Origin of the sequence: Ralstonia condita (assembly GCF_958405655.1) — a bacterium.
Classification (GTDB): domain Bacteria; phylum Pseudomonadota; class Gammaproteobacteria; order Burkholderiales; family Burkholderiaceae; genus Ralstonia; species Ralstonia condita.
On sequence record NZ_CATYWO010000003.1, the window covers coordinates 113,289 to 134,334 of the forward strand.

Sequence of the window (21,046 nt, forward strand, 5' to 3'; positions counted from 1 at the left end):
TCATGCTGAAGAAGATCAAAGTCCGCTCGCTGGCAAGCAACCCCTGGGTCATGCTGGTCGTCGCCGTGGCAGCGGCCGCGTTGCTGACGTTTTGGGTGTACCGCTTCCTGGATAGCCGCGAAGCGGCCCTGAAGGCCAAGCTCGCCGCCGAGCTGAGCCGCCAGAAGCACGTATCGGTCCTGGTGCCGGTGCGCGATGCGGCGGTAGGCACCGTGGTGGACAACAACAACTTCGCCGCACGCGACGTGCCCGCCGACCTCGTGTTCGACGATGTCATTCGTGCCAGTGACTTCGATGCGGTCTCCAATCTGAAGCTGGTCCGCGCAGTCGCCCGGGGCCGTCCGGTGCGGCGCGCCGATCTGGAAGCGCTGCAAGCGCGCGACTTCTCCGACATGCTTGAGGTCGGAAAGCGCGCTTTGACCATCGAAATCGACGCCGTCAATTCGGCTGACAAGATGCTCAAGCCGGGCAATCACATCGACCTGTACCTCATCAGTGCTGCCGGTAGCAACGCAAGCGGCAGCGCAGATGACGGAAGATCCGCCGGCAAGGCCGCTCGCCTGCTCCTGTCCGACCTGACCGTGATTGCAACGGGGCAAGACGTTCGCGCACGCGACCTGGGCGAAGCCTACGAGCGTCGGCGCGCAAACGTACAAGCCGGACAGCCTGACGATCCGACCGCCTACGACAGCGTCACGCTGAGCGTGACGCCCGAGCAGGCGGCACGCATCTCGCTGGCCCAGAAGGTCGGCAATCTGCGCGCGGTGCTGCGCAATGCCGCCGACAAACGCTCGACCCCTCAGATCGTCGTTCAAGAGCGCTCGCTCTTTTCGGATGACGCGGATACCGATGCGGTTCAGTACATCGTGGGTAACACGCACGGCAAGCTGATCTCGTCCCTGCCGAATGCGCCAGAACTTCCGATCGGCACCAACGCGACTGCAACCAGCCTGCGCTCGGATGCCGCGCTGGCGGCGTCACAGAAGCTCGCCGCCGCCCAGCAAGCCAGCATGGACCGACTGACCAGCGCCCTCGTCGGAGCCGGCACCGTCCAGCAGCAAGGCAACTGACCCCTCGGATAGCCGTACGGCCAAGCCCACGTCATGAATCGGGGCAGCGGCACACGGCCCCCCCCTTCCTCAACCGATTCTTCGATTGCAGAGCGATTGCATGTCCACTCATTACAGAGCCGTCTCCCGAGCGGCAATTCAGGGCAGGGTTCTTGCGCACGTGTCGGTGCTGGCGCTCAGCGCTGCGCTGGCGCCTGCGGCTTGGTCGGCGGCCACCACGGATCAGGGCGCCCCGGACCCGACAGGGGTTGTGCGCGGCGTGCCGGGCACCAAGCCGGCATCGATGTCGACACCGGCACCGGCGGCCAACAAATCGGCGCACGAACTGGTGCTCTTCAAGGGTGAGGTCCGCATCATTGACGTTCCGGGCACCATCAAGCGCGTCGCCGTGGGCGATGGTGCCCTGGTCAGCAGCACCGTGGCCGACAAGAAGTTGATCCTGCTGGCGGAAAAGGCCGGTGTCACGAACATGGTGATCTGGAACGAAGCCGGCATCGCCATGAATGTGCGGCTGCGCGTCACCGATCAGGACCTGAACGACATTGCCGAACAACTGCGCAGCACGCTTTCGCCGTTCGTACGCAAGCTGGAGGTCACGCAGCGAGGCAACTCGATCGTACTCAACGGCTTCATTCATCCGGATCGGGCTCCCGACCTCAAGCAGGTGACGGACCGCTACCCGATGGTCACCAACCTGATCCGCTCCGAAGATGGCGGGCCTCTCAAGAAGGCGGTGCACTTCAAGGTCCAGATCATGGAGATCACCAAGACAGGGCTGGAGAACATCGGCATTGCGTGGGACCAGCAGATCAATGGCCCACAGGCGTCCTTCGCCAACAGCCTGGCCCGCACGGGCCGCTACGGCACGCTGCCGCCGCTGATCGGCAGCCCTTACGACAGCGTGCCCGGCAGCGTCAATGGTGCCGGCAGCGGATTCTTCGTCGGGATCGCCACGTCGATCTTCTCCAAGATCAACCTCGCCGTGAGCAAGGGCGAAGCCTATGTGCTGGCGGCGCCCGAGCTGAATACGCGCAGCGGTGGCAAGGCCGACTTCCTGGCCGGCGGTGAAGTCCCGATCCCGATTGCTGGCGCATTCGGCTCGCAGACGGTGATCTACAAGCAATACGGCATCAAGCTCGAGGTCAAACCCGCGGTCGATGGCGATAACGTCATCACGACTTCGCTGGGCACCGAGATCAGCCAGATCGATCCGTCCGTCTCGTTCGGCGGTTACCCGGCGTTCCTGACGCGGCGAACCTCGTCTGAGCTCACACTGCGCCCGGGCGAGACGATCGCCATCTCGGGGCTGGTGTCTTCGCAGGCCAGCAACGCGATCGACAAGGTACCGCTGCTCGGCGAGATCCCGGTGCTGGGCCAGCTGTTCAAGTCCACCAACTTCCGCAACAACAAGAGCGATCTGGTCATCTTCGTCACGCCGATGATCTATGACCCGAACCTGCCACCTACCGACAACCTGCTGGACCGTGCGGAAAGCATCAACCGGAACTATCGCCACGAAAACGGCGACCCGAGCCCGCTGGCAGAAATCGACAGCCGCCGCGAGAAGGAAATCGAGCGCCGCGAAAACCACGAGCGTCTGCTGCAGCCGTCGCCCAACAGCCTGAAGAGCGACGTCTACCAGGGCGGCTGAGGAACTTGCCATGCTCAGACTCACCATTACCGGACGCGACGGCAGCAGCGAGGTCCGCCAGATCGGGCAAGCGTGCACGATCGGCAAGGACCCCGGCTGCGACATCGTGCTCAAGGGTTTCCTGATCGGCAAGCGACACGCCCAGATCATCAACCGTGACGGCCGCTACTACCTGGAAGACGAGGGTGGCATTGCATCCACGCTGATCAATGGCAATCCGGTCACGTCCTATGGTCCGCTGACGCCCTCGGACAAGATCGAAATCGGCAGCTACCTCCTGTCGGTCGCGCCGGAGAACGGCCAGCGAGCCGAGTCCGTCCCGCCTCCCGGCAGACCTGCTTCGGCCGATCGCGTCAACGGTATCCACGGCACGAATGGCCGGGGCAATCTGGCCGAGGGTCATGGCGTGCCTGCCGGCCGCACCGAGCAGACGAGCACGCCAGCCGCACCGATACCCGTGCGCCAAGAGCCGGCTGCGCAGGCCATCGCGGTCCCGGCGACGCCATCGGCAAACGCTTCGGCGCCTGCCGTTGCCGACCTTCCGCGGCCGGCGCCGGTTGTGCGCGCCCCGCACCACGCTGCCCGCGAAGACGTGCTTTCCCCGATCAACACCCCCCACGGTGTCGAGCTGCGCAAGGCCGCACACCAGGCGCTCATCAATGCGATGGATCTGCGACGCGTCAATGTGGCTCGCATGGAGGAAGAGGAACTGCGCAAGATCGTGGGTGGCCTGCTCGACGAGATCCTGGCAGACGATCCACGCTACAACACGCCGAGCATTCCGCGCGATGTGCTCAAGAAGAGCGTGTTTGACGAAGTCATCGGGCTCGGGCCGCTTGAAGCCTTGCTGGAAGACGAAGCCGTGACTGAAATCATGGTGAATCGGCATGACGAGATCTTCGTCGAGCGCAGCGGCCGGCTGACCCAGTCCTCGGTCATCTTCACCGATGACCGTGCCGTCCTTGGCGCGATCGAGCGGATTGTCGCGCCGCTCGGACGCCGCATCGATGAGTCATCGCCGATGGTCGACGCCCGCCTCAAGGACGGCTCGCGCGTGAACGCCGTGATTCCGCCGCTGGCGCTCAAGGGCCCCAACATCACCATCCGGAAATTCTCCAAGCGCAAGCTGCAGGCGAGCGACCTGGTGCATTTCGGGTCGATGTCGCCCCAGATGGTCGAGTTTCTTCGTGTGGCCGTGGAGCGCCGCGCCAACATCGTCATCTCCGGCGGTACGGGCTCCGGCAAGACCACGCTGTTGAACGTGCTCTCGAACTTCATTCCCGACGATGAGCGCATCGTCACGGTCGAGGACGCTGCCGAACTGCAGCTCACGCAGCCCAACCTGGTCTCGCTCGAAGCCCGCCCGCCCAACATGGAAGGCAAGGGCGCCGTGACCATTCGCGACCTCGTCAAGAACTGCCTGCGGATGCGCCCCGACCGCATCGTCGTGGGTGAGTGCCGTGGCGGGGAAGCACTCGACATGCTGCAGGCCATGAACACCGGCCATGATGGCTCGCTCACGACGGCACATGCCAACTCTCCGCGAGATTGCCTGTCGCGCCTCGAGGTCATGACGCTGATGGCGGGTCTGGACCTGCCGGTGCAGGCGATCCGCGAACAGGTGTGCTCGGCGGTGGACATCATCGTGCAGCAGACACGGTTCTCTTGCGGCTCACGGCGCGTGACGTACATCACCGAAGTCAGCGGCATGGAAACCGGCGTCGTGCAACTGCAGGATGTCTTCGTCTTCAAGGAAGAGGGCTACGGCAGCGACGGCAGGGTCAAGGGCCGTTTCGTGTCGACCAGTTACATCCCCGACTTCTACCAGGACCTGATTCGGCGCGGCATTCCGGTCGACACCAGCATCTTTGGCGAGCAGCCGTAGGAGCGGGCGATGGAAATCATCGTAGTGATGGCGTTGGTGTTTGCGGTCATGATCTTCCTTGCGTGGGGGGCTCTGCTCCACGGCAGGACCTGGTTCATGAAGCGCACGCAGCGGGTGGCCTCGGAGGTGGAATCCAACCTGGCCGACCTGTTCATCTTCATCAATACGCAGCAGGTTGCCGGGCTGAGTGCATTGGCCGTATTCGTCCTGCCGCTGGTCGTCTACCTGGTGTCGCAGAACGTTCTGTTCACCGTCGTCTCGGTGCCGCTGGCGTTCATGTTGCCGCGCCTGTGGGTAGGACGGATGCGTACCAGACGCCTGCGTGACATCGAAAGCCAATTGCCGGATGCGCTGCTGATGATGTCGGGCGCACTGCGCGCGGGCGCGAGTTTCCCGATCGCGCTGGAGAGCGTCGCACAGGAATCGCGGCCACCGATCTCGCAGGAGTTCGACCTCCTGCTGCGCGAGATCCGGCTGGGCGTGGATCTGCCGGTGGCACTGCGCAACATGGAGCGCCGCATCCCGGTATCCGACTTCCTGATGGTGACCGCAGCCATCTCCATCTCGCGCGAGGTGGGCGGCAACCTGGCGGAGACGCTTGAATCCGTGGCGCGAACGCTGCGCGAGAAGCAGCAGATGGAAGGCAAGATCCGCTCCCTGACCGCGCAGGGAAAGATGCAAGGCTGGGTGATGACGGGGCTACCGATCTTCCTGATCTTCGTGCTGCGTCACATGGAGCCCAAAGCCATGGCGCCATTGTTCGATTCGCCGATCGGCTGGGGCGTCCTGCTGGTCATCGGCGTGATGGAATTCATCGGCTACCAGGCGATCAAGAAGATCACCCACATCGACGTCTAAGAACGAACGGATGAGAACATGCAGGTGTTAATGATCTTCGTGATCTGTCTGGCCACGGTGCTGATGTTGGGTCTGTTGACCCACGCCATGACGCGCCTGACGCGCGCGGTCCCCAGCGAAAACCGCGACTATCTCGACCCGCTGCCCAAATCGCTGCGTACCCTGTGGCCGGCCGTGCAGTTTGTCGAACATCACTTTCTGTGGGTCGTTCCCAAGCCCGTGCTGGCGCGCTCGCAAGAACAACTGCGGCTGACCGGCATGTCGTTCCTGATGTCGGCCCGGCAGTTCATCGCGCTCAGCATGGTGTCAGCGCTCCTGTTCGGGCTGCTGCTGTCGCTGATGATGCTCGGGCTGGACATGTTCTCCATGCCCACCTTGCTGCTGGCGGCGCTGGGCGGATTCTTCTACCCGCGCCTGTGGCTGCGCGAAGTGCGCCGGCGCACCATGACGCAGGTCATCAAGCAACTGCCCGTCTTCCTGGACTTCCTCACGCTCAGCGTGGAGGCCGGCCTCAACATCAACGGCGCCCTGACCCAGGCCGTCGAAAAGGGGCCGGACGGGACCTTGCGCCGCGAGTTCGAGCACGTCCTGCGCGACCTGAAGGCCGGGCTGAACCGGTCCGATGCCCTGCGCCGGATGGACGACCGCCTGCGCATGAAGGAAATCACCAACTTCGTCGGCGCCGTGATCCAGGCGGAACGCATGGGCTCCGGACTGGCGTCCACGCTGCGCTTTCAGTCCGAACAGCGCCGCACAGAGCGTTTTCAGCGCGCCGAGAAGCAGGCGATGGAAGCCCCGGTGAAACTGATCTTCCCGCTGGTGGTGTTCATCTTTCCGGTCACGTTCATCGTGCTTGGCTTTCCGATCGTGATGAAGTTCATGCAGGAGGGCCTGCTGTGAAGCGTGGCACCCTGTTGCGTGAGCGTGAGCTGCTGTGCGCCCGAGCGGAACTGGCGGACCGGCCGCTGGAGCGCCTGCGTGGGCTGCTCGGACGCGACGGCCTGAGCGCGCAGCAGGCGCTCTGGATCGCGCCATGCAACGCTGTGCACACCATCGGGATGCGCATGCCGATCGACGTCGTGTTCCTGTCGCGCAACGGCACGGTGCTGTCGGTGCATGACACCGTCCGGCCGAACCGGTTCCGCCTGCACTGGCGAGCCGCAGCGGTCGTGGAGCTGCGCGCGGGCCTTGCCAGCGGCCTGGGCCTACAGCCAGGACAGCAGCTCCGATTCGAAAGGGAGCATGGATGAAGACGATCGCCCATCGCAGATGGCCTAGCAGGCGCCGCGCGACCGGCGCCAGCATGGTCGAGTTCATCATCGTGCTGCCGATCCTGCTGCTGCTTTGCCTCGGCATCTTGCAGTTCGGTTTGCTGTACCAGGCGAAATCCACGCTCGATTACGCCGCGCTGCAGGCCGCACGTGCCGGCGCGCTCAACAACGGCAAGAGCGCAGCCATGCGCACCGGCCTCGCGCGCGGGCTTGCGCCGCTGTATGCACGCACAGCGAGCCTGGCAGGTCAGCAGCAAGCCTTGCTGGCGACGAACGTCGACCTGCTGAAGCCCGGCGCATACCAGATCGATGTCATCAACCCCACCAGTGCGGCGCTGCAGGATTTCGGCCGCACCGGCGAATATGCCGGCTCGAACGTCATGCAGATTCCCAATGACACGCTGATGTTTCGCAACACGTCGGTTGGCGCGAGCTCAGGCCTCACCATCCAGGATGCCAACCTGCTGAAGATTCGCGTGACGTACTGCTACGAGATGTACGTGCCGTTTGCCAACCGCACCATCTTCTCGCTGATGAACAAGATCAACGACATCTACAGCACCGGCGCGCCCGGCGCCGAGATTCCGCTCGCGCCCAATGCCTGCTACGCGCTGTCGGCTGTTGAGGGCAGCTGGCGGATTCCGCTCGAATCCGAGGCGATCGTGCGGATGCAGACGCCATACCAAGGGGGCTGAATGATGGTGCGCGCGATCTTCATTGCCATGCTTGGCGCGCTGGCGCTGGCGCTTGCGCTGTCGGCTGCGCACGCCGCCATGGACGTGCGGCACAGAGAAGGCGTCGAGATCATCATCGGGCGCCGGACCATGGCGACGCCACCGCCCAGTCGTGCAGCAGGGATAACGGCCAGCGGACCCGGCAACGCGGCCCGCACCGCGGCGCCGCAGTCCTCACCGGCGAGCACGCGCACGGACCCGCCAAGAGACAGCGTGGCGGAAACGGCGCCTGCGCGCCCGCAACCGGACGGGGACCGTGCGGAGAACGGCCGGCTCGATGACCGCCTTCCCGCGCGCGACAACGTCTCGATCCTCCCGGATACGGCGGGAGAGACCGGTGACGACGGCAGGCCCAAGGACGGCGCCGCCCCTGTGCGCAAACGCCTGCGTGTCACCGAAGCGGTGTTGCAGGACCAGATCGCCGCATACAATCGTGCGCTGCTCGGGGCGTCACCGCCCGAGACGCTGGCCCCGCTGGAAGAGGCCATCAGCCGCACGCTCGACCAGATTGACGTGCTGGTACGCAATACGCGTGTGCCGCAGCCATAGCCTGTCAACGGAAATCCGCAGCGCATCGGTATTGGATGCGCTGTCGTATCACTCAAGGAGCCTGTCGTTGTCCATCGCCCGCCCCACCTTGTCCCGTCAGCTCATCGTGCTGGCCGCCATCGCCTTCGCCGCAGCGGGCATGACCGGCTGCAAGAAGAAAACGACGCTGCAACCGGCTGCCGAAGCCAGCGCCCCCGCCGCGGCAGCCCCGTCCGCAGCACCCGCTTCCGCCGCTGCCGCCGCGCCCACGCAATCAGCCTCGACACCTGAGACGCAGCCGCAACTGGTGAACGTCGCCGGGCTGTCGCAAGGCGCGTTCGTCGTCAACAAGCCACGTGATAACTCGGCCTGGGTTCCCATGCTGAATGAAATTCCGGACTCCGTCGGCATGCTGGTCAACGGCGACACCTACGAAGCCATCATCGCCCTCGCGGCACCGGCCACGATCCGGGCGCTGCGCTTTGACAGGCTGCCCGAAGCGGCGTCGGCTCGGCACGCGCAGGTACAGGTTTCGGAGCAGGGCCCGAACGGACCGTGGCAGACGCTATACGACGCCGATCTGCCCCCCGTCAGCGGCAATAACAGCGTGTCGAATGCCGTCAAACTCGACAAACCTGCCGCCGCCGGCTGGATTCGCCTGGTGGTCTCGGGCGGCGGTGGCGGCAGCATCAGCCTGCAGCAGTTCGCGGCACTGGCGGAACCCGCACAGTCCACACCGACGACACGCGACGTGACCGGGGTCTACCAGTTTGGCAATGGCTTCGACGTAAGCGGGTTCGTGGCGATGAAGCAGGAAGGCGCCACCGTGCGCGGCTGCTATGGCGACGGTGACGTCAGCCACGGCAAGTTGAAGGTGCGCCAGGTCAGCGGCACGTTCGAGGGCGGCTTGGAGCCGAATGGCTACTTGCGCTACACGCGCGCCAGCGGCAAGCAATCATGGCGCGGCGTGGTGAGTTTCAATCCCGACGGAGACCGCGCGGCAGTGCTGGAATTTCCGGCCAACGCCACCGCCCAGACAACGGTGTTCAGGAACGCAGTGTCGAGCGTGGGCTGGAAAACGGCCGCCTATCAGAACACCTGCCCGGGCCTCGATCAAGACCCCGTGAGCAGCGCCCTGGAACAGGACAAGCGCGTCACGCTTTATGGCGTGAACTTTGATCTCGATGCCGACACCTTGCGGGCAGACAGCCGACCCGCGCTGGACAACGTGACCAAGGCCGCCAAGGCGCACCCTGACTGGAAGCTCACGATCGAAGGCCATACCGACAGCTCCGGCGGCGATGCGCACAACCAGGACCTCTCGCAACGTCGCGCGGCCAGCGTGCGGCAGTACCTGATCGACGCGGGTATCCCGGCCGATCGCCTGACCGCGCAGGGGTTCGGTGCGAGCCGCCCGGTGGCGCCCAACACCACGCCGGCCGGCCGCGCGCAGAACCGTCGCGTCGAGATCGCGCGCCAATGATGCTGGGCATCGACGTGGCCCCTTGCTCCACCGGTCTGGTGATCCTGGGCGTGTGCCTTGCATGTGGCACGTCGGGGGCGCAGGCTGGAGTCGAAACGGTCCGCGCGGCGGGCGTGGTCTGGCTCAGTGGCGGCGCAGCGGCGACCGGGGTGCAGTCGGGGCCCGGGCGCGCCAGTCTGCAACCGTCACGGGGCCGGTTTCACCGGCGTCAGGACCCGCCCGCGCCCATTGGCCTGACTGAGCTTGCCGCGCGACAACCGGGCGACGCTGCAGTCGATGCGCCCGCCATGCCGTTCGTCGGTACGCCTGCAGCGCTGGCCACGCTCGGCCGCGGGGCCACGTACGGCTGGCGCGACACGCCGCGCCGGCTGCTCGACATGGGCCCCGTATTGCCGGTCGTCGAACAGGCGGCCAAGGCGCATCGCCTCGATCCCGCGCTGCTGCTTGCCGTGATTCATGCCGAGTCTGGATTCAACGCTCAGGCCCTGTCGCCCAAAGGCGCGGTCGGCCTGATGCAACTGATACCGGCCACCGCAAGCCGCTACGGCGCAGGCGATCTGCGTGATCCCAACCAGAACGTACAAGCGGGGGCAGCGCACCTGCGTTATCTGCTCCGCCGCTATGGCGACCTGAGGTTGGCCTTGGCGGCCTATAACGCTGGGGAAGGCGCGGTCGAACGCCATGGCATGCATATCCCGCCCTATGCGGAGACGCAGGACTATGTGCCGCGTGTGCTCGCGCTCTACCAGCAGTATCGGCAGCGTCGCGAAGGAGCGGACACAGGGGAGGCTCCTGTGCCCGACAGCTCCAGAACGTGGCCCGCAGGCTCACGCTCTGCGGCAACGTCGCCGCATGCGGCAGCGGCAAGCCTTCGCGCATACGCCGCAAACCTGAACTGATTCAGGATCCAACACCCATCCGAGGAGAAGACAATGGATTCCAACCGCCTGCGATTGACCTGCGCAGCGCTTGCCCTGGTGGCACTACTGGGTGCCTGCACCAAGAAGGAAGACGTCGCCAACCACGACGTCACGGCCCAGGCCGTCGGGACAGACACCGATCTGCCGAAGGAATGCGTGGAAGCTGAACAGGCTCACCGGGCCTGCACGGAAACCATGGCGGCAAACATTGAACGCGCGGGCCAGCCCGACGCTGCGCAGCGACTGCGTGATGCGCTTCCCAAGGAAATGGAAGGCGTTCGCGCCCGCTGGCGAGCCAACCCGAATCGGGATGGCCTGGCCCAATCGTGCGCCGCCACCCGCGACGCCCTTCGCGCGCAGCCGCAGTGCCGTCAATAAAAGAGAGCAACGCAATCGATTGCCGAGAGCGGCCCGCACAGACAGCAGCGTCGCATCGGCATACAGGCCACACCGCATCATGCGTGGCGCACGTGCCAGCACGGCGGCTTGAAACGCGCAGCGCAGTCGCTCACAAGAGAGGTTGGAATGGGTCATCAGATTCTGCTGATCGATCGAGATCAGGCACAACTCAAGCAACTGGCGCTATGGCTCGAGGCGAGCGGCTACCGCGTACTGCGTGCGGGTGGGTGGGGGCAGGCGCAGGCGTTGATGCGATCCGCATTGCCGGACGTACTGCTGGGGGCCAACTGGCTGGAAGTCCAAGCCTCGTGGCTCACCACGCTGCGTTCCGACCCGCACACGAGCAAATTGCCCGTGATCGTGATGTCGCATCAGGCCGACCCGCTGTTCAAGATCGCTGCACTGGATGCTGGCGCAGACGATTATCTGGTCACGCCTTGCGATACAGGCGAACTGCTGGCGCGCATTCGTGCCGTGATGCGGCGTCAGCAAACCCGGCAAGCGGACGACATGGTGCGAGCTTACGGACTTTGCATGGACCCGCTGACGCTCGGCGTCGAAGCCCAGACCCTGCATGGGCCGCAATCCATCGTGCTCAGCCCGCTCGAGTTCCGTCTGCTGCATTTTCTCGCGTCACACCCTCAGAAGGTGCACTCACGCACCCAACTGCTCGATCGGGTATGGGGCAACAGCGTGTTCGTTGGCGAACGCACCGTGGACGTCCATATCCGTAAGCTGCGGGTGGCGCTGGCAGGCACCCTGTGCGACGGGCTCATCCAGACGGTACGGGGCACCGGTTATCGCTTGATGACGCAGCGAGACAGCGACGGACAGCCCACGACGGCACCCGCCCTTCGAACGGAGCCTGTCGAAGGTCCGCGTCGACACCCCCATTACGGCGCCCTGCGCCCGATGCCCCCGGTGACACCGTCGCGGGAAGGCGCGGCCTCGGCTTAGCGCTTGACGATCGCCACGCGCCAACCTGGGTGACACGCGGGCGGGTTGCGTGCACGGGAGCACCCTCCTGTTCAGCATGACGACCCAGGCGCGCTCAATGCGGTCGACGTTGGGTACGAATGCGCCGGCGGCAAGGCTTGCCAGATGGGTGCCCTTGGGCTGCGCGTAGGGGAAGCGGAAAAGCAGACGCCGCTGATGAGCATCAGCGGCAAGCCCGTGACTTGCCGCAGGGAGGCGACCGGACCGCGCAGGCAGCGCGGCCGTTATTGTTGCCGGCGCCCCGCTCAGCGCTGGCTTTCACGCCACCGGCGGAGCCAGCCAAGCCCCTCGCTCGTCCCCGCGCGAGGACGATACTCGCAGCCAACCCAACCGTCGTAGCCGAGCGTATCGAGCAGCGCAAACAGATACGGATAGTTCACCTCACCCTCGTCCGGCTCATGACGATCGGGCACCCCGGCGATCTGCACGTGGCCGACGCCGCCGATGGACTGCCTGAGCTTGACGGACAGATCACCTTCCATGATCTGCGCGTGGTACAGGTCGAACTGCACCTTCAGGTTGGGCGCGCCGATGTCCTTGCACACCGCGTGGGCCTGCGCCTGATGCGTGAGGAAATAGTCCGGCATGTCGCGCGTGTTGATCGGCTCGAGCACGATGGTGACGCCCGCCCCAGCCGCCTCACGCGCGGCATGGGCGACATTCGCAACGTACGTTGCGTGATGACGAGCACGGTCGGCATCCGCGGGCAGCAGACCGGCCATCACGTGCAGGCGCGCATTGCCCAGCACCCGCGCGTATTCCAGGGCCGTCGCAATGCCGCGCTTGAATTCGTCCTCGCGTCCCGGCAGCGAGGCAATGCCGCGCTCCCCGCTGGCCCAATCGCCCGGTGGGGCATTGAACAGCGCCTGCGTGAGCCCGGCATCGACCAGGCGGGCGCGGATATCCGCCTTGTCGAAGTCGTAGGGGAAGAGGAACTCCACGCCCTCGAAGCCGTCCTTTGCCGCGGCGGCAAAGCGGTCGAGGAACGCGTGCTCCTGGTACATCATGGAGAGATTGGCGGCAAAGCGCGGCATGGCAGATCCTTACGTCGACGGTGTTACTTGTTGACCAGTTGCGCAGGTGTGCGCAGCACGGCAATGCTGCCAAGCACGAGCACAGCCGCCAACGCATACATGCCTGCGGCGTTGCTGCCGGTCAGGTCCTTGAGCGCCCCAATCATATAGGGGCTCACGAAGCCCGCAAGGTTACCCACCGCATTGATGGCGGCGATGCCTGCTGCGGCGGCCGTACCCTGGAGAAACGCGGTCGGCAACGACCAGAACAACGGCGCGCAGGTCAACACGCCCGCAGCGGCCAACGACAGGAACACGATGGACAACGCCACGTTGTGGCCCGCCGTCGCTACCACCGCGAAACCGACGGCGCCCATCAGGGCCGGCACGACCAGGTGCCAGCGGCGCTCGCGGCGCACATCGGCACTGCGGCCGATCAGCACCATCGCGATCGCAGCACACAGATACGGAATCGCCGAGAGCACGCCGATCATGAAGGTATCCTGCACGCCTGCATTCTTCACCAGCGTGGGCATCCAGAAGGTCAATCCATACTGGCCCATCACGAAGGCAAAGTAGATCAGGCTCATCGCCCACACACGCACATCGGAGAACACCTTGCCGATGCCGGGGTGTTCGACCTTGCCGTGGTTGTCGGCGGCGATGTTGGCCTCGAGGATCTGCTTCTCGTCTTCGCCCAGCCATTGGGCTTTGCGGATGCTGTCATCGAATTTCCACAGCACGAGCAGCCCCACCAGCACCGCCGGAATCGCCTCGATCATGAACATCCACTGCCAGCCCTGCCAGCCGGTGCTGTCATGGAACGCGCTCATGATCCAGCCCGACAACGGATTGCCGAAGATGCCCGAGATGGGGATCGCCGCCATGAACAACGCCACGATGCGGGCGCGCCGGTGCGACGGATACCAGTAGGTCAGGTACAGGATGATGCCTGGATAGAAGCCGGCTTCCGCCAGCCCCAGCAGGAAGCGCATCACGTAGAACTGCGTCGGCGTCTGCACAAACGCGAACGCACCCGAGATCAAGCCCCACGTGATCATGATCCGCGCGATCCACACGCGTGCGCCGATCTTGTGCAGCAGCAGGTTGCTCGGCACCTCGAACAGGAAGTAGCCGATAAAGAAGATGCCCGCGCCGAGGCCATACACCGTCTCGGAAAAATTCAGCGCCTGCGACATCTGCAACTTCGCGAAGCCGACGTTCACACGGTCGAGATACGCGACCACGTAGCACAGCATGATGAGCGGGACGATGCGGCGCGACACGCGTGCGTACACGCTGTCTTCCTTCGAAATGGCGCGCGCCGGCAGCGCCGCCGTGGTGGCGGAGGTGTTCATGTGGTCTCCAATCTAGGTTTTATATGGGCCGCAGCGACTTACCAGCGGGCCCCGAACGTCTGGCGCAGTGCGTCGATCTGCGCGTCTGACAGCGGTGCGGGCTTCGGCTCGGTCATCAGCCAAAGCTTGGCGGTCTCTTCCAGTTCTTCCAGCGCATGGGCCGCTTGCGAGACCGAGCCGTGCCAGACGACAGGGCCCAGGCGATCGAGCAGCACAGCACGCACGTCGTTGGCCAGCGCGGCAATCTTCGCAGCCACATCCGGATGCCCCGGACGCTGGTACTCAATCAACGGCACGTGGCCGACCTTCATCACGTAGTACGGCGTGATGGGCGGCAGGACGTCCGTTTCGCGCCAGACGCCGGCCAGCGTGAGCGCCACCAGGTGCGTCGAATGCGTATGCACGACGGCATGCGCCTCTGCGTTGCGATCGTAGATGCCGCGATGCAGGGCGAGCGTCTTTGAAGGCTTGTCGCCGCTCACCCACTCGCCCGTCGCCAGCACCTTGGCGATGCGCGCGGGGTCCAGCGTGCCGAGGCACGCATCGGTGGGCGTGATGAGCCAGCCGTCGGGCAGGCGTGCACTGATGTTGCCCGCGGTGCCGACCGTGTAGCCACGCGCATACAGGCTCTGGCCGACGCGCGCGATCTCTTCGCGCAGGGCGTTTTCGTTGGCGGCGCTCATGCCATCGCCTCCGTCATGGCGTGCGCCAGTTGCGCGAGCGCCTTCTCGAAGAAATCGACCGTGCCGAAGTTGCCCGACTTCAGGGCCAGCGCCACCGGCTCGTTGCCGATAGTCGCCGTCCATGGCACGCCAGGATCAATCTGCGGGCCGATGCGCAGCGCGCGCACGGCCAGGGCTTGCACCACCGCCCCCGACGTCTCCCCACCTGCCACCACGAAGCGGCGCACGCCGTCGGCATGCAGCGCGCGGGCAATGCAGCCCAGCGCATCTTCGACCAGCTTGCCGGCGCGCGCGACGCCCAGGGCCTCCTGGACAAGCGCGACGTGTTCGGGCGCGCTCGTGGCATAGACGAGCACGGGCTGGCCTGCGTGGCGCCGCACAAAGTCCAGCGCTTCCTCCACGACTGGCTTGCCCTGCGCGAGCGCCAGCGGATCGATCTGGAACGCTGGCCGCGATGCGCGCCAGTGCGCCACCTGCGCATTGGTCGCGCGCGAGCAGCTGCCCGACAGCACCACGGCGGCATCGTCCACCCGCGGCAGGTGCGCCGCGTTGCCCTGTTCGATGATCAGCCCCGCGCGGCGGTATTGCGCAGGCAGGCCGAGCGCCAATCCGGAGCCGCCGGTGAGCAAGGGCAGATCGGCAAACGCCTCGCCCAGCACGATCAGATCGTCATTGGAGATGGCGTCGGCAATCGCCAGCTTCACGCCCGCGCGGCGCAACTGCGCGGCCTGATCGCGGCAGGCCTGCACACCGTCCATCACAGCGTCATAGCGCAACAGGCCAACCTTGCCCAAGCTCTGGCGCGCAAGCACCGAGACGAGATTCGGATCGCGCATCGGCGTAAGCGGATGGCGCTCCATGCCCGACGCGTTGAGCAGCACATCACCGACAAACAGATGTCCGCGATACACGGTGCGGCCGTTTTCCGGAAATGCCGGGCACGCGAGCGTGAAGTCGGTGCCCAGTTCTGCCATCAGCGCTTCGGCGACCGGGCCGATGTTGCCGGCATCGGTTGAATCGAAGGTCGAGCAGTACTTGAAGAAGAAGCGCGTGCAACCGCGAGCACGCAGCCAGCGCAGCGCGTCAAGCGACTGCTGCACCGCCTCGGCCGCGGGCATCGTGCGCGACTTGAGCGCGACGACAATCGCATCCGCATCGGCAGCGCTCGCCTCTTCGCCCGCTTGTGGCACGCCGATGGTCTGCACGGTGCGCATGCCGGCACGCACGAGCATGTTGGCCAGGTCCGTTGCGCCGGTGAAGTCGTCGGCAATGCAGCCGAGCACGGGGCGGGATGTCGATACCGTGCTCATGCGGAGGGGCCCTCCGGCAAGGTGATACCCGGGAAGATCTTGATGACGGCGGCGTCGTCTTCCTTCGCATGACCGGCGGTGGACGCCTGCATGAACATCTGGTGCGCGGTGGCCGCCAGCGGCAGTGGGAACTTGGTGGCGCGCGCGGTATCGAGCACGAGCCCCAGGTCCTTGACGAAGATGTCGACGGCCGACAGCGGCGTGTAGTCGCCGGCCAGCACGTGCGCCATGCGGTTCTCGAACATCCAGCTGTTGCCCGCGCTGTGTGTGATGACTTCGTACAGCGACGCGGCATCGACGCCTTCACGCAGGCCGAGCGCCATCGCCTCTGCCGCCACGGCGATGTGCACGCCGGCCAGCAGCTGGTTGATGATCTTGACCTTGCTGCCCGCTCCCGCCTTGTCGCCGAGGCGGTAGACCTTGCCGGCCATCGCCTCGAGCACGTCGCCCGCAGCCGCATACGCGGCGGGCGTGGCCGACGTCATCATCGTCATCTGGCCTGAGGCGGCCTTGGCGGCGCCGCCCGAGATCGGACCGTCCACATACAGGATGCCCTGCTGCGCAAGGCGCGCTTCGAGTGCGATCGACCAGTTCGGATCCACCGTCGAGCACATGACGAACGTGCTGCCCTGTCGCATGGCACCCGCTGCGCCGCCCTCCCCGAACAGCACGGCTTCGGTCTGTGCGGCGTTGACCACCACCGAGACGATGACGTCCACATGGGACGCCACCTCGGCCGGCGCGGCACAGGCCACGCCGCCTTCACAGGCGAACGCTGCCGCGGCCTCCGGGCGCGCATCGCAGGCATACACCGTGTAGCCGTGGTTGCGCAGCGTCTTGGCAATGCCCAGACCCATCGCGCCGAGCCCGATCACGCCGACCTGTCGGTCGGCCGTCGCTTGCGTCATGGAAACTCCTGAAAGTGGTGTCACGCGACGTCGCCCCGGCCTTCGGCCAGGCGACGTGCGGCGTTGAACATGTGGGTCTGTGCGGCGTTGCGTGCGGCAAGCGCGTCGCGGTTGCGGATCGCCTCGACCATCGCGCGGTGTTCGTCACGGACCTGGCGGGCGAAGTCTTCACGGCGGGCTTCGTTGCTGCGCGTCACGCCGATCGCTTCTTCGAGGTACTGGCTGAAGAAGCCAAGCGCCTGCACCAGGAACGGGTTGCCGCTGGCCGCCGCAATCGCGTGATGGAAACGCAGGTCTTCGGCCACGCCATCGCCGCCCGCAGCCACCGCCGCGTCGATGCTGTCGAGCGCCGCGTCGATCTCGACCATCTGTGCATCGGTGCGGCGCTGCGCGGCCAGGGCGGCGCCCTCGGCTTCGAGGGCACGGCGCAGCTCGATGATGTGCAGCACGGCATCGATCGACCCCGCCTGCGCCGCGTCGATGCGCAACGGCTTGAGCCCGGCCTGCTGTGTGACGTACACGCCGCTGCCCTGGCGCGCCTCGACCACGCCTTCATGACGCAGGCGCGAAATCGCCTCGCGGATGACCGTGCGGCTCACGCCGAATTCCTGGCCGAGCACGGTCTCGGACGGCATGCGCTCGCCGCGGCGCAGTTCGCCGGCATCGATCTTGTCCATCAGGGCCTGGGCCACGCGGTCGGACAGGGAGGGCGCGGCGTCGAGTCGTTCAAACATGGTGGGAGGCTTGGCAAGCGTAAATTCGTCGTGTCATCATACAAGTTGAATTCTGTGGATTCATCCACGTTTACCCTAGGCATCGATCAAATCCCCGGCAAACCACGCTGGCGGCAAGGAGGCACCATGAACATCGTCATCACCGGCGGCGCCGGTTTCCTCGGTCAGCGCGTGCTGGCGGAACTGCTCCAGCAGCCCGGCCTGCCCGGTCCGGACGGCACCGCGCAGCCGGTCGAGACCTTCATCGTGCTGGACCAGGTCGCCGGGCAGATTGCCGATGCGCGCGTGCGCTACGTGACGGGCGATGCGTCCGACGCGGCGCTGATCGCGCGGGTGATCGACGACCAGGTGAGCGGCGTCTTCCACCTCGCCGCCGTCGTGAGCGGCACCGCCGAAGCCGACTTCGACCTTGGCATGCGCGTCAACCTCGATGGCACGCGCGCCCTGCTCGAAGCGCTGCGTGCGCAGCAGGCCAAGACCGGCCGCGCGCCGCGCATGCTGTTCGCCAGTTCGGTGGCGGTGTTCGGCGGCCAACTGCCCAGCGTGGTGACGGACGACACGGCGGCCACGCCGCAGGCTTCGTACGGGGTACAGAAGCTGATGGGGGAATTCCTGGTGGGCGAGTATTCGCGCAAGGGCTACATCGACGGGCGCGCGGTGCGCATCCCGACGGTATCGGTGCGCCCCGGCAAGCCGAACGGCGCCGCATCGAGCTTTGCCAGCGGCATCATTCGCGAGCCGCTGGCGGGCGAAGAAGCCATCTGCCCGGTGGAGGCCGAAACCGAGTTGTGGCTGGCCTCGCCGCGCCAGGTGGTGGCATCACTACTGCATGCGTACACGCTGCCCGCATCGGCATGGGGCAACCGCCGCACGCTGAATCTGCCGGGCATCACGGTGCGCGTGGGCGAGATGGTGGAAGCGTTGCGCAACGTGTCGGGTGACGCGCCCGTGAGCCGCATCCGCTGGGAACCGGATGCCCGCATCAAGGCGATCGTGCAGAGCTGGCCTGCGCGCTTTGATACCGCCCGTGCCGACGCCATGGGCTTCGGCCGCGACACCTCGTTCGAGGCGATGGTGCGCGACTACGTTGAGGGCATGAAGGCCGCCTAACGGCCCTTGCCCAGCTCGACCGCAAACTTCACCAGTTCCGCCTGGCCCTCGATGCCGAGCTTGCGCTTGAGGTTGAGGCGGTGCGATTCGACCGTGCGCACCGACAGCCCCAGCTCGTCGGCGATGCGCTTGTTGGCGTAGCCCTTGGCGATCCCGTCGAGAATGTCGCGCTCACGGGGGGTCAGCGCCTCCACTGGGGTCGGCATGATGGCCTGCTCAGCCATGCGCATCGCCAGTTGGGCGCTGTAGAACGGTCGGCCGGCCAACACGGCATCGATGGCTTCGACCAGCTCGCTGGCCGGCGCGTCCTTGAGCACGTAGCCGCGCGCACCGGCCCGCATGACCTGCCGCACATACTCGAGGTTGTCGTGCATCGACAGCACCAGCACGGCAATCTCGGGAAACGATTCGGCAAACCGCTCGGTCAGCGCAATGCCATTCATGCCGCGCATGCCGATGTCCATCAGGACGAGGTCGGGCGACAGCGTGCGCGCCGCTTCGAGCGCGCCCTGGGCATCGCCCGCCTCGCCGACCACCTCGAAATGCGGCACGGCCTCGAGCCGCACACGGACGCCATCCCGCACCAGCGGGTGATCATCAACCAGAAGCAGTTTGACAGGCATATTCATACGGACGGGGTTGACGGGACGGAAGCCAGTTGGGCGATGACGACATGCGGGAAAACGGCCGACACCTCGGTACCGTGCCCACCGGACACAATGGTGCAGGAGCCCCCCAGCGCGGCCATGCGCTCGCGCATGTTCCGCAGCCCGATGCCGTGCTGCGGGTCCACCTGGACGGACTCCACATCGAAGCCGGGGCCGTTGTCCCGAATCGACAGCCGCACGGCGTCGATATCGTTCTCCAGCAGCACGCCGATGCGCGTGGCTTGCGTGGCATGACGTTCGATGTTGGAGATGGCTTCCTGCGCGATGCGGAACAGCGCGGTATTGCAGGCATCCGGCAACTGCACAGGCGGACCCGCCAGCTCGAGCGTGATGGATAGACCCGGCTGGCGATCTTCGTGCGCCTCGCGCGTTTCGCGCACCAGCAACTGCAGTGCTGCGGCCAGGCCGAGGTCATCAAGCAACGCTGGCCGCAGGTTGTGCGACACACGCCGCACCTCGCCCAACGCACTGTTGAGGCGATCCAGTGCGCGGCGCAGCATGCTGGCCGCCTTGTCCGGCGCGGGGGATTTTTCCAGATGCCCGTGGGCAGTCTCCAGCAACAGCTTGGTCGACACCAGGACCTGGCTGATCCCGTCGTGCAGCTCGCGCGAAACGCGCGCACGCTCATCTTCCTGTGACCTCACGACCTGCTGGGCAAGCTGCCGCAGCTTGGCGTCGGCCTCGCGGTGGTCGCTGACGTTCAGCGCCAGGCCGCTGCCGGCCACCAGCAGGATGCTGATCGCGGCAATGCCCACCACCCACGCCAGCGTCAGGTCAATGTTGGCCTGCGCGCGCTGGTCGATCTCGCGCAGCGTCTGTTCGATGTCGTCCAGATACAGGCCGGTACCGACCATCCAGCCCCACTGCGGAATCGGTTCGACGTATCCGAGTTTGGGCACGCTCTGATGCGTGGACGGCTTGTCCCACATGTAGCGCACGAAGCCGCCCCCTGCCTGCGCGGCGGCCACCAGCTTCTGGATGGTGGGCTGGCCGCGGGCATCGGTCAGGCCCCAGAGATCGCGGCCGACGAGCTCGGGCTGGCGCGGGTGCATCAGGTTGCGTCCGCGCAGGTCGTAGAGGAAGAAATAGCCGTCGGTGCCGAAGTCGAGACGGGCGAGGGTCCGCATGGCTTCGTCGCGTGTCGCTTCATCGTCACGGCCCGACGCAAGCAGCGGGGCGATGGCGCTCTGCGCGAGCTTCACGTAGGCGCGCAGCTCGGTCTCCTTGGCCTGCAGGTAGGCTGTTTCCACCAGTTGCCGCTCATGCCGCGCCAGTGCGATCGATTGATGGCGCACGGTCAGCATGATCGCCAGCATGGCGATGGTCAGCGGCGCTACGGCGAGCAGCAGGATTTTCTGTCGAAGCTTCATGGCAGACGCGCGCGTCTTGCGGCACGACGTCGCAAGGGGCGATGCGATCTTGGTTGGGAATGTGCGCCCTGCGTAGTACTACGGGCATGCGCTGCGT

Annotated in this window: 21 protein-coding genes; 12 read left to right on the top strand and 9 right to left on the bottom strand. The window is 65.8% G+C overall.

Features of this window, described 5'->3' with window-relative positions:
- The first annotated feature begins 2 nt into the window (after window positions 1–2).
- The 10 genes from cpaB (at window position 3) to R2N03_RS12270 (ending at window position 10,379) form a co-directional block, all read left to right on the top strand.
- Window positions 3–1,070, top strand: coding sequence for a Flp pilus assembly protein CpaB (cpaB, locus tag R2N03_RS12225; RefSeq protein ID WP_316657910.1), 1,068 nt, complete (start codon window positions 3–5; stop codon window positions 1,068–1,070).
- A 166-nt stretch (window positions 1,071–1,236) separates the two neighbouring features.
- Window positions 1,237–2,721, top strand: coding sequence for a type II and III secretion system protein family protein (locus R2N03_RS12230; RefSeq protein WP_316657911.1), 1,485 nt, complete (start codon window positions 1,237–1,239; stop codon window positions 2,719–2,721).
- 10 nt (window positions 2,722–2,731) lie between these two features.
- Entirely contained in the window at window positions 2,732–4,606 is a 1,875-nt protein-coding gene (locus R2N03_RS12235) for an ATPase, T2SS/T4P/T4SS family (RefSeq protein WP_316657912.1), read from the top strand.
- Between the two features lie 9 nt (window positions 4,607–4,615).
- Window positions 4,616–5,464, top strand: a complete 849-nt coding sequence (locus R2N03_RS12240) for a type II secretion system F family protein (RefSeq protein ID WP_316657913.1) — start codon at window positions 4,616–4,618, stop codon at window positions 5,462–5,464.
- A gap of 18 nt (window positions 5,465–5,482) precedes the next feature.
- The gene (locus R2N03_RS12245; protein ID WP_316657915.1) at window positions 5,483–6,364 is read left to right on the top strand and encodes a type II secretion system F family protein; all 882 of its coding nucleotides are present in this window, start codon (window positions 5,483–5,485) and stop codon (window positions 6,362–6,364) included.
- Window positions 6,361–6,714: a DUF192 domain-containing protein gene (locus tag R2N03_RS12250; protein ID WP_316657917.1), complete on the top strand. Its 354-nt coding sequence runs from the start codon at window positions 6,361–6,363 to the stop codon at window positions 6,712–6,714. The genes R2N03_RS12245 and R2N03_RS12250 overlap by 4 nt, the downstream gene beginning before the upstream one ends.
- A gap of 53 nt (window positions 6,715–6,767) precedes the next feature.
- Window positions 6,768–7,430: a TadE/TadG family type IV pilus assembly protein gene (locus R2N03_RS12255; protein ID WP_316657918.1), complete on the top strand. Its 663-nt coding sequence runs from the start codon at window positions 6,768–6,770 to the stop codon at window positions 7,428–7,430.
- On the top strand, window positions 7,431–8,018 hold the full coding sequence (locus tag R2N03_RS12260) for a hypothetical protein (RefSeq protein WP_316657919.1): 588 nt from the start codon (window positions 7,431–7,433) through the stop codon (window positions 8,016–8,018).
- 67 nt (window positions 8,019–8,085) lie between these two features.
- Window positions 8,086–9,480, top strand: a complete 1,395-nt coding sequence (locus R2N03_RS12265) for an OmpA family protein (RefSeq protein WP_316657920.1) — start codon at window positions 8,086–8,088, stop codon at window positions 9,478–9,480.
- On the top strand, window positions 9,477–10,379 hold the full coding sequence (locus R2N03_RS12270; protein WP_316657921.1) for a lytic transglycosylase domain-containing protein: 903 nt from the start codon (window positions 9,477–9,479) through the stop codon (window positions 10,377–10,379). The genes R2N03_RS12265 and R2N03_RS12270 overlap by 4 nt, the downstream gene beginning before the upstream one ends.
- Window positions 10,380–10,463: 84 nt before the next feature.
- Here R2N03_RS12270 and R2N03_RS12275 read toward each other — a convergent pair whose 3' ends face one another.
- Entirely contained in the window at window positions 10,464–10,934 is a 471-nt protein-coding gene (locus R2N03_RS12275) for a hypothetical protein (protein ID WP_316657922.1), read from the bottom strand.
- Here R2N03_RS12275 and R2N03_RS12280 point away from each other — a divergent pair.
- Window positions 10,926–11,756, top strand: coding sequence for a winged helix-turn-helix domain-containing protein (locus R2N03_RS12280; RefSeq protein WP_316657924.1), 831 nt, complete (start codon window positions 10,926–10,928; stop codon window positions 11,754–11,756). The genes R2N03_RS12275 and R2N03_RS12280 overlap by 9 nt on opposite strands.
- Before the next feature lie 284 nt (window positions 11,757–12,040).
- Here R2N03_RS12280 and otnI read toward each other — a convergent pair whose 3' ends face one another.
- Genes otnI through R2N03_RS12310 form a run of 6 tightly spaced genes read right to left on the bottom strand, consistent with a single transcriptional unit; the run spans window position 12,041 to window position 17,801 of the window.
- Window positions 12,041–12,829, bottom strand: coding sequence for a 2-oxo-tetronate isomerase (otnI, locus tag R2N03_RS12285; protein WP_316657925.1), 789 nt, complete (start codon window positions 12,827–12,829; stop codon window positions 12,041–12,043).
- A 23-nt stretch (window positions 12,830–12,852) separates the two neighbouring features.
- Window positions 12,853–14,166, bottom strand: coding sequence for an MFS transporter (locus tag R2N03_RS12290; protein ID WP_316657926.1), 1,314 nt, complete (start codon window positions 14,164–14,166; stop codon window positions 12,853–12,855).
- A 38-nt stretch (window positions 14,167–14,204) separates the two neighbouring features.
- Window positions 14,205–14,849 (bottom strand): 3-oxo-tetronate 4-phosphate decarboxylase, encoded by a 645-nt coding sequence (gene otnC / locus R2N03_RS12295; protein ID WP_316657928.1) that lies wholly within the window; start codon window positions 14,847–14,849, stop codon window positions 14,205–14,207.
- Entirely contained in the window at window positions 14,846–16,159 is a 1,314-nt protein-coding gene (otnK, locus tag R2N03_RS12300; protein WP_316657929.1) for a 3-oxo-tetronate kinase, read from the bottom strand. Before otnK ends, otnC begins: the two co-directional genes overlap by 4 nt.
- Window positions 16,156–17,067 carry an L-threonate dehydrogenase gene (gene ltnD / locus R2N03_RS12305; protein WP_316657931.1) on the bottom strand — a complete coding sequence of 304 codons (912 nt, stop codon included), beginning with the start codon at window positions 17,065–17,067 and terminating at the stop codon, window positions 16,156–16,158. The genes otnK and ltnD overlap by 4 nt, the downstream gene beginning before the upstream one ends.
- Before the next feature lie 20 nt (window positions 17,068–17,087).
- Window positions 17,088–17,801 (bottom strand): FadR/GntR family transcriptional regulator, encoded by a 714-nt coding sequence (locus R2N03_RS12310; protein WP_316657933.1) that lies wholly within the window; start codon window positions 17,799–17,801, stop codon window positions 17,088–17,090.
- A gap of 126 nt (window positions 17,802–17,927) precedes the next feature.
- Between R2N03_RS12310 and denD the strand changes: the two genes are divergently transcribed.
- Window positions 17,928–18,911 carry a D-erythronate dehydrogenase gene (denD, locus tag R2N03_RS12315; protein WP_316657934.1) on the top strand — a complete coding sequence of 328 codons (984 nt, stop codon included), beginning with the start codon at window positions 17,928–17,930 and terminating at the stop codon, window positions 18,909–18,911.
- On the opposite strand, the gene R2N03_RS12320 is transcribed toward denD, so the two are convergent.
- Both R2N03_RS12320 and R2N03_RS12325 read right to left on the bottom strand, forming a co-directional pair.
- On the bottom strand, window positions 18,908–19,540 hold the full coding sequence (locus R2N03_RS12320; RefSeq protein WP_316657936.1) for a response regulator: 633 nt from the start codon (window positions 19,538–19,540) through the stop codon (window positions 18,908–18,910). The genes denD and R2N03_RS12320 overlap by 4 nt on opposite strands.
- Window positions 19,537–20,949: a cache domain-containing protein gene (locus tag R2N03_RS12325; RefSeq protein ID WP_316657938.1), complete on the bottom strand. Its 1,413-nt coding sequence runs from the start codon at window positions 20,947–20,949 to the stop codon at window positions 19,537–19,539. Before R2N03_RS12325 ends, R2N03_RS12320 begins: the two co-directional genes overlap by 4 nt.
- Window positions 20,950–21,046 lie beyond the last annotated feature (97 nt).

What these genes read in the sequence shown, in the direction of transcription:
- cpaB (WP_316657910.1), top strand. Translation starts at nt 3, where the DNA reads ATGCTGAAGAAGATCAAAGTCCGCTCGCTGGCAAGCAACCCCTGGGTC.
- R2N03_RS12235 (WP_316657912.1), top strand. Translation starts at nt 2,732, where the DNA reads ATGCTCAGACTCACCATTACCGGACGCGACGGCAGCAGCGAGGTCCGC.
- R2N03_RS12240 (WP_316657913.1), top strand. Translation starts at nt 4,616, where the DNA reads ATGGAAATCATCGTAGTGATGGCGTTGGTGTTTGCGGTCATGATCTTC.
- R2N03_RS12245 (WP_316657915.1), top strand. Translation starts at nt 5,483, where the DNA reads ATGCAGGTGTTAATGATCTTCGTGATCTGTCTGGCCACGGTGCTGATG.
- R2N03_RS12255 (WP_316657918.1), top strand. Translation starts at nt 6,768, where the DNA reads ATGGTCGAGTTCATCATCGTGCTGCCGATCCTGCTGCTGCTTTGCCTC.
- R2N03_RS12260 (WP_316657919.1), top strand. Translation starts at nt 7,431, where the DNA reads ATGATGGTGCGCGCGATCTTCATTGCCATGCTTGGCGCGCTGGCGCTG.
- R2N03_RS12270 (WP_316657921.1), top strand. Translation starts at nt 9,477, where the DNA reads ATGATGCTGGGCATCGACGTGGCCCCTTGCTCCACCGGTCTGGTGATC.
- R2N03_RS12280 (WP_316657924.1), top strand. Translation starts at nt 10,926, where the DNA reads ATGGGTCATCAGATTCTGCTGATCGATCGAGATCAGGCACAACTCAAG.
- R2N03_RS12275 (WP_316657922.1), bottom strand. Translation starts at nt 10,934, where the DNA reads ATGACCCATTCCAACCTCTCTTGTGAGCGACTGCGCTGCGCGTTTCAA.
- otnI (WP_316657925.1), bottom strand. Translation starts at nt 12,829, where the DNA reads ATGCCGCGCTTTGCCGCCAATCTCTCCATGATGTACCAGGAGCACGCG.
- R2N03_RS12290 (WP_316657926.1), bottom strand. Translation starts at nt 14,166, where the DNA reads ATGAACACCTCCGCCACCACGGCGGCGCTGCCGGCGCGCGCCATTTCG.
- otnC (WP_316657928.1), bottom strand. Translation starts at nt 14,849, where the DNA reads ATGAGCGCCGCCAACGAAAACGCCCTGCGCGAAGAGATCGCGCGCGTC.
- otnK (WP_316657929.1), bottom strand. Translation starts at nt 16,159, where the DNA reads ATGAGCACGGTATCGACATCCCGCCCCGTGCTCGGCTGCATTGCCGAC.
- ltnD (WP_316657931.1), bottom strand. Translation starts at nt 17,067, where the DNA reads ATGACGCAAGCGACGGCCGACCGACAGGTCGGCGTGATCGGGCTCGGC.
- R2N03_RS12310 (WP_316657933.1), bottom strand. Translation starts at nt 17,801, where the DNA reads ATGTTTGAACGACTCGACGCCGCGCCCTCCCTGTCCGACCGCGTGGCC.
- denD (WP_316657934.1), top strand. Translation starts at nt 17,928, where the DNA reads ATGAACATCGTCATCACCGGCGGCGCCGGTTTCCTCGGTCAGCGCGTG.
- R2N03_RS12320 (WP_316657936.1), bottom strand. Translation starts at nt 19,540, where the DNA reads ATGAATATGCCTGTCAAACTGCTTCTGGTTGATGATCACCCGCTGGTG.
- R2N03_RS12325 (WP_316657938.1), bottom strand. Translation starts at nt 20,949, where the DNA reads ATGAAGCTTCGACAGAAAATCCTGCTGCTCGCCGTAGCGCCGCTGACC.